The following is a 5,285-nucleotide window of genomic DNA, read 5'->3' on the forward strand; positions in this document are numbered from 1 at the left end:
CCGCGTCGGGAGCCGCGGCCTGGGCGGCGCGGCGGCAGGCGAAGCCGCGGGCGTCGAAGCCGGCCACAGGCGCCGCCCCCGAGCGGCCCGCGTCCAGCGCGGCCCAGGTGGCGGCGCGATCGCCGCCCAGGGCGGAGACGAACCCGGCGCCGGTGATGACCACGCGTTCACTCATCCCATCGCCCCAGGCAGAGGCAGGCATTTTGGCCGCCGAAGCCGAACGAGTTGGACAGAACCACCCGGTGCGCCCGTAGGCGGGCGGTGTTGGGCACGTAGTCCAGGTTGCACTTGGGGTCGGGAAACTCGTAGTTGATGGTGGGCAGCAGCACGCCGCGTCGCATCCCCTCCAGCGACAGGATGCACTCGATGGCGCCGGCGGCGGCGATGGTGTGGCCCAGCATCGACTTGTTGGAGCTGACCGCGACGTTCCGGGCGTGTTCGCCCAGCACCGTCTGGATGGCGCGGGTTTCGGTGACGTCGTTCTGCACGGTCGAGGTGCCGTGGGCGTTGACGTACTCCACCGCTTCAGGCGTCAGGCCGGCGTCGGCCAAGGCCCCGCGCATGGCCAGCACGGCCCCTTCGCCGGCCGGATGGGTGTCGGTGATCCGGTAGGCATCGGCCGAATCGCCATAGCCCAGCACTTCGCCGAGGATCGCCGCGCCTCGGGCGCGGGCGTGGTCCAGCTCCTCGAGCACGACGACGCCGGCGCCTTCCGACATCACGAACCCGCACCGCTTCCGGTCAAAGGGCCGCGAGGCGCGCTCCGGCGCGGTGAAGCGCTCGGCCAGGGCCTTGAGCAGGGTGAAGCCGAGAATGCCAACGAAGTCGAGTGCGGACTCGGCGCCGCCCGCGAGCATCGCGTCGCAGCGCCCCTCGCGGATAAGGCGTGTCCCCTCGCCGATAGCTTGGGCCCCGGCGGCGCAGGCCGACACCAGGGCCAGGTTCGGTCCGCCGGCGCCGTACCGCGCCGCCAATGTTACCGGGGCCAGGTCGGATTTGCGCCGGTAGAACTGCATGAAGTCGTAACCGCCGCTGCGGGCGATGGCCGCGGTGTCCCAGTGCCCCTGCCCGTCGGTGAAGCGGTGCAGGAACAGGGCGGCGTCCACGGACGGGTTCTCGCCGTGGGCGCCCACGGCGATCCCGAGCCGTGTCCGGTCCGGCAGGGTATCCAGGCGGGCCTGGGTCACGGCCTCGCCGGCCGCGGCCAGGAGGAAGCGGGTGCAGAGGGCGAGCTGCGGCCGGTGACGGCGGGCGTAACCGTCGCTTTGGTCGTCGAGCCATGAATCGGGGATCTGGCCGCCGATGGCGCACGGCAGGCCGCGGGTGTCGAACCGGGTCAGGTAGCCGATGCCCGACTCGCCCGCGGCGGCGCGGGCGAACGTTTCGGCGGTGGTGCGACCCAGCGGTGTGATCATGCCGCAGCCGGTCACGACCACCCGGCGCCGCGGCGGCTGGGGGTTGGCGGCTGCGGGCGGATGGGTCATACGCCCCCTAGGCGGAGAACAGATTGCGTTCGGCCTGAATCTCGGTGAGCCACTGCCGGATGAGCTCGTCGCCGTTGGTGTACGCGGCCGGCGCCCCGCAGGCGCCGCACACGATGCGGCGACCCTCGCCGTTCTTCCAGGCGGAGGCGCCGCAGGCGCACCGCTCCGGCAGGGTGTTCAGGATGCCCATCACCGCGTCGGACATGGAGTCCACCGTGATGAGTCCCGATACTTGGTCCATGTCCAGGCCGCTGGACAAGTCGGGCAGACGGGCCGGGTCATAGCGGCTCTTCAGGAGCTCGATGGCCTGGGACGTGAGCCGTCCGTCCGCGTCGATGGCGCTCCCTTCGCCGAACAAGTCCTCGGCGTGCTCCAGAAAGAAGTGTCGGGCCATCTTGATGCCGAAAGTCTGCTCGAGCCGGTAGTCGATATCCAGAAAGTCGAGGGATTCGAGACCGAGGTCCCGCACGAACGAATGGTCCGGCCGGATGGTGGCGGCGTCGATGCGCAAGGTTTCGGCGGCGGCCTGTTTCACCGCCTCCACCACATCCGTTCGACTGATCAACTGTTGCATGGGTCTATCTGCTCCTTGAATGTTCGTTGGCGACCTGCCATTGTACCACTTCATGCCCCTCCGTGACAGAGTCGGCGTCGCCGGGTTCAGAACCGCAGCCGGTTGGCCAGGCCCCGGTCCACCACCAGCGTCTGGCCGCGCACGCCCCGCGCCTCCGGCGCGCAGAGGAACAGCACGGCGTCGGCGATTTCTTCCGGAGCGACGCACAGCTCCTCGGGTAGGCGGTCCAGGCCGTCCCACACCTGACGCAGCACCTTGAAGGCGTCGGTTCGGACGATCCCGCCGCAGACCGCGTTGGCGTTGATGCCTCGCGGCCGGAGGCTTTCGGCCCAGTGCCGCACCGCCGTTTCCATGGCCGCTTTCATGGCCCCGAGCGGGTACTCGGGCGCGTAGAACCGGCTCCCCAGGCTGGAGACAAACACCACCCGGCCGCCTGACGCTTCGAGCAGCGGCAGCGCCTCGCGCAGGCAGCGGACCTGGCCGACGAAATTGGTCTCCACCAGGTCGCGCAGTTCCCGGTCCAGCAGGCGCTCCATGGGTTTGAACGGAGCGCGGGCGGCGTTGAGGATCAGGTGGTCCAGCCGGCCGAAGCGCTCGCGCACCGCCGCCATCAGGGTGCGGACGGCCTCCCGGTCGGCGATGTCGGCGGGGACCACCAGCGCCTGCCGGCCCAGCGCCTGGATATCGGCGGCCAACTCGCCGGCCATGGCTTCCGAGGAGCCGCCCACCGCCCGGTGATTAATCACCACGTCGGCGCCGGCCCGGGCAAACGCCCGGGCGATGGCGGCACCGATGCCGCGCGAACTGCCGGTGACGAGGGCGACGGTGTTGTTGAAGTTCATGTCGTTATCACTTGATAGGACCACTGTTGCCGCGCAATTGGGCATTCTAGCGGTGAAGGCATGGGCCGGTCAAGGCTGATGTTGTCGGTTTGGACCTGGTTGCTGAATGATCGGCTTGTTCGGTTCGCCCTGTTCGTCCCAACGGCTGCGACCGTCGTCGTCCCGCTGGTTTATGGCCTGTTGATGAGGGATCGCCCTGTGTTAACATGCAGACAGTGAATGTTGATTCTGGAGGAGGTCTCCGATGTCCCGTATCCGGTCGTTGTTGGTCCTGATTGTTTTTGCTCTTTGTGTGTCCGGTGCCCATGCCCAGGAGACGGATGTGAAAGGCAGCGCGGACCATCCGGTCCTGACCCGCATGCAAAATATGTACATCACGGTGTATAAGACGTCGGAGTTCGACCAGTTCGCCTTCAAAACCGGTCCGAAAGCCACCACGGCCGTGGAGGGGAAGCGCTTCGAAATCCGGTATGTGACCAAGACCGGTAGCGTACCCCCGACGCCGGTGGCAATCATCCGCAACCACCAGCAGGCCATCGCCCGGATCGGCGGGACCACGGTGTACGAAGACCAGCGCTACACCACCCTGAAGCTGGCCAAGGACGGCAAGGAGATCTGGGTGCAGGTGGACACGGCCTGGGGCAAGGGGTATTTTCTGACCATCGTCGAGAAGCAGGCCATGGTCCAGGAGGTGGTCGCCAGCGCCGAGCTGTTCAAGGCGGGCCTCAACACCACCGGCCACGTGGAGGTCCCGGGCATCTTCTTCGATACCGGCAAGTCCGTGCTCAAACCCGAATCGGACGCCGCCGTGGGGGAGATCGCCAAGCTGCTCCAGGCCGATCCGGCGCTGAAAGTCTATGTGGTCGGGCATACCGACAGCGTCGCGGCGCTGGACCTGAACATGAAGCTGTCCCAGGCGCGCGCCGAGGCGGTGGTCCAGACGCTGGTGACCAAACACGGCATCGCCGCCGCCCGCCTGGTCGGCCGGGGTGTCGGCCCGCTGTGTCCGGTGGCCAGCAACGATACCGAAGAGGGCCGTGCCAAGAACCGCCGCGTGGAACTCGTGAAGCAGTGAGGGGTGCGTTCCCGTAACGCGGCCATCGGACATCGGAATTCGGAGATCGGACTTCGGATTTTGTGCTCGTAATTCGTAATCGTCATCGTAATCGCACTCGTAATCGTGATCGAGGCTCGAGTCTGTAGATTCGTTCACATCGAGCGGAAATTGGTCATCGGTTATCGGAAATCGGACCTGGAATCTGGGTTCTGGGTCCTGGATCACAGAACACGGATCCTAGTATCCATTCACCCTGTAATGGAAGTCGCCATTCCACTTCAAGGAGTGCCATCATGACCCATCGCTTCGATCGCCGGTCGCTGCTCCGGCGCGGACTCGGCTGGGGCGCCGGCGCCCTGCTGGCCGGCCGCTTCAGCCAGGCGGCCCATGCCGTGGCCGCCGGCGCTGTCGAGCGGCTCACCCATTCTGCCCGGCCCGACCTGGCCGTGGTCACGGGCGACGATTACGCCGCCGCCGCCGTCGAGGCAGTGCGGCTGCTGGGCGGCATGGCGCAGTTCGTCCCCAAGGGCGCGCGGGTAGCCATCCTGCCCAACGCCCAGCGGAACAACCCGGGGGTGTACACCAGCCCGGCCGTCGTCCGGGCGGTGGTCCGGATGTGCCGGGCGGCGGGCGCCCGCGAGGTGAACTGCCTCACCTGGCTTCCCGAGAAGAACTGGCTCGACACGGGCCTGGCTGCGGCTGTCCGCGAGGAGGGGGCAAAGCTGGTGCTGGTGGACATGAAGGATCCGGCCCGGTTCCGCCCGGTGCCGGTGCCGCGGGGCGAGGCGCTGAAGGAGGCGGCGATCATGGACGCCTTCTTCGACCATGACGTCCTCATCAACCTGCCCATCACCAAGGACCATGCCGGCAACAAATTCACCGGCACGCTGAAGAATCTCATGGGACTGAACTCGCCGTCGAACAACCGCACCTTCCACCGCGCCGACTGGCAGACGAACCCGGACTCCATCGCGCACCTGGAGCAATGCATCGCCGATCTGAACACCGTGATCACGCCCGCCCTCTGCCTCGTGGACGCCACCGAGTTCATTATCACCAACGGCCCGTTCGGCCCCGGCGAGCTGCTCAAGCGGCGGCAGGTCGTCGCCGGCACGGACCGTGTGGCCATCGACAGCTACTGCTGCACCCTCTGGGGCCTGAAACCCGGCGACATTGTCGCCATCCAGCGCGCCGCCGCCCACGGACTGGGCGAGAAGGACCCCGGCCGGGTCCGGCGCATGGAGAAGTCCCTCTGATGGGCCGCCCCGCTTCCGGCGCGGCCGTTGCCTGGACGACGGCCCTTCTGCTGGCCGCGGCGGCCTGCTCCG

6 protein-coding genes are annotated in these 5,285 nt (G+C 67.7%); 2 read left to right on the plus strand and 4 right to left on the minus strand.

Translation table 11 applies throughout. The annotated features are described in order from the left end of the window. From GX414_05485 to GX414_05500, 4 genes are all read right to left on the minus strand, one after another. Positions 1–175, minus strand: a 175-nt coding sequence (locus GX414_05485; protein NLI46542.1) for a beta-ketoacyl-ACP synthase II, incomplete at its 3' end; no start/stop codon positions are given. Next, the gene (locus GX414_05490; GenBank protein NLI46543.1) at positions 168–1,484 is read right to left on the minus strand and encodes a beta-ketoacyl-[acyl-carrier-protein] synthase family protein; all 1,317 of its coding nucleotides are present in this window, start codon (positions 1,482–1,484) and stop codon (positions 168–170) included. The genes GX414_05485 and GX414_05490, both read right to left, overlap by 8 nt. Before the next feature lie 7 nt (positions 1,485–1,491). Continuing rightward, positions 1,492–2,058 carry a hypothetical protein gene (locus GX414_05495; protein NLI46544.1) on the minus strand — a complete coding sequence of 189 codons (567 nt, stop codon included), beginning with the start codon at positions 2,056–2,058 and terminating at the stop codon, positions 1,492–1,494. 86 nt (positions 2,059–2,144) lie between these two features. Continuing rightward, positions 2,145–2,900, minus strand: a complete 756-nt coding sequence (locus GX414_05500) for an SDR family oxidoreductase (protein ID NLI46545.1) — start codon at positions 2,898–2,900, stop codon at positions 2,145–2,147. A 244-nt stretch (positions 2,901–3,144) separates the two neighbouring features. Between GX414_05500 and GX414_05505 the strand changes: the two genes are divergently transcribed. Both GX414_05505 and GX414_05510 read left to right on the plus strand, forming a co-directional pair. Beyond that, a complete protein-coding gene (locus GX414_05505; protein NLI46546.1) occupies positions 3,145–3,975 on the plus strand; it encodes an OmpA family protein in 831 nt (276 codons plus the stop codon). Between the two features lie 275 nt (positions 3,976–4,250). Beyond that, the gene (locus tag GX414_05510; protein ID NLI46547.1) at positions 4,251–5,213 is read left to right on the plus strand and encodes a DUF362 domain-containing protein; all 963 of its coding nucleotides are present in this window, start codon (positions 4,251–4,253) and stop codon (positions 5,211–5,213) included. Positions 5,214–5,285: the final 72 nt, after the last annotated feature.

The organism is Acidobacteriota bacterium, from assembly GCA_012517875.1.
In the GTDB taxonomy this organism is placed as follows: Bacteria; Acidobacteriota; JAAYUB01; order JAAYUB01; family JAAYUB01; genus JAAYUB01.

What these genes read in the sequence shown, in the direction of transcription:
- GX414_05490 (NLI46543.1), bottom strand. Translation starts at nt 1,484, where the DNA reads ATGACCCATCCGCCCGCAGCCGCCAACCCCCAGCCGCCGCGGCGCCGG.
- GX414_05510 (NLI46547.1), top strand. Translation starts at nt 4,251, where the DNA reads ATGACCCATCGCTTCGATCGCCGGTCGCTGCTCCGGCGCGGACTCGGC.
- GX414_05500 (NLI46545.1), bottom strand. Translation starts at nt 2,900, where the DNA reads ATGAACTTCAACAACACCGTCGCCCTCGTCACCGGCAGTTCGCGCGGC.
- GX414_05495 (NLI46544.1), bottom strand. Translation starts at nt 2,058, where the DNA reads ATGCAACAGTTGATCAGTCGAACGGATGTGGTGGAGGCGGTGAAACAG.
- GX414_05505 (NLI46546.1), top strand. Translation starts at nt 3,145, where the DNA reads ATGTCCCGTATCCGGTCGTTGTTGGTCCTGATTGTTTTTGCTCTTTGT.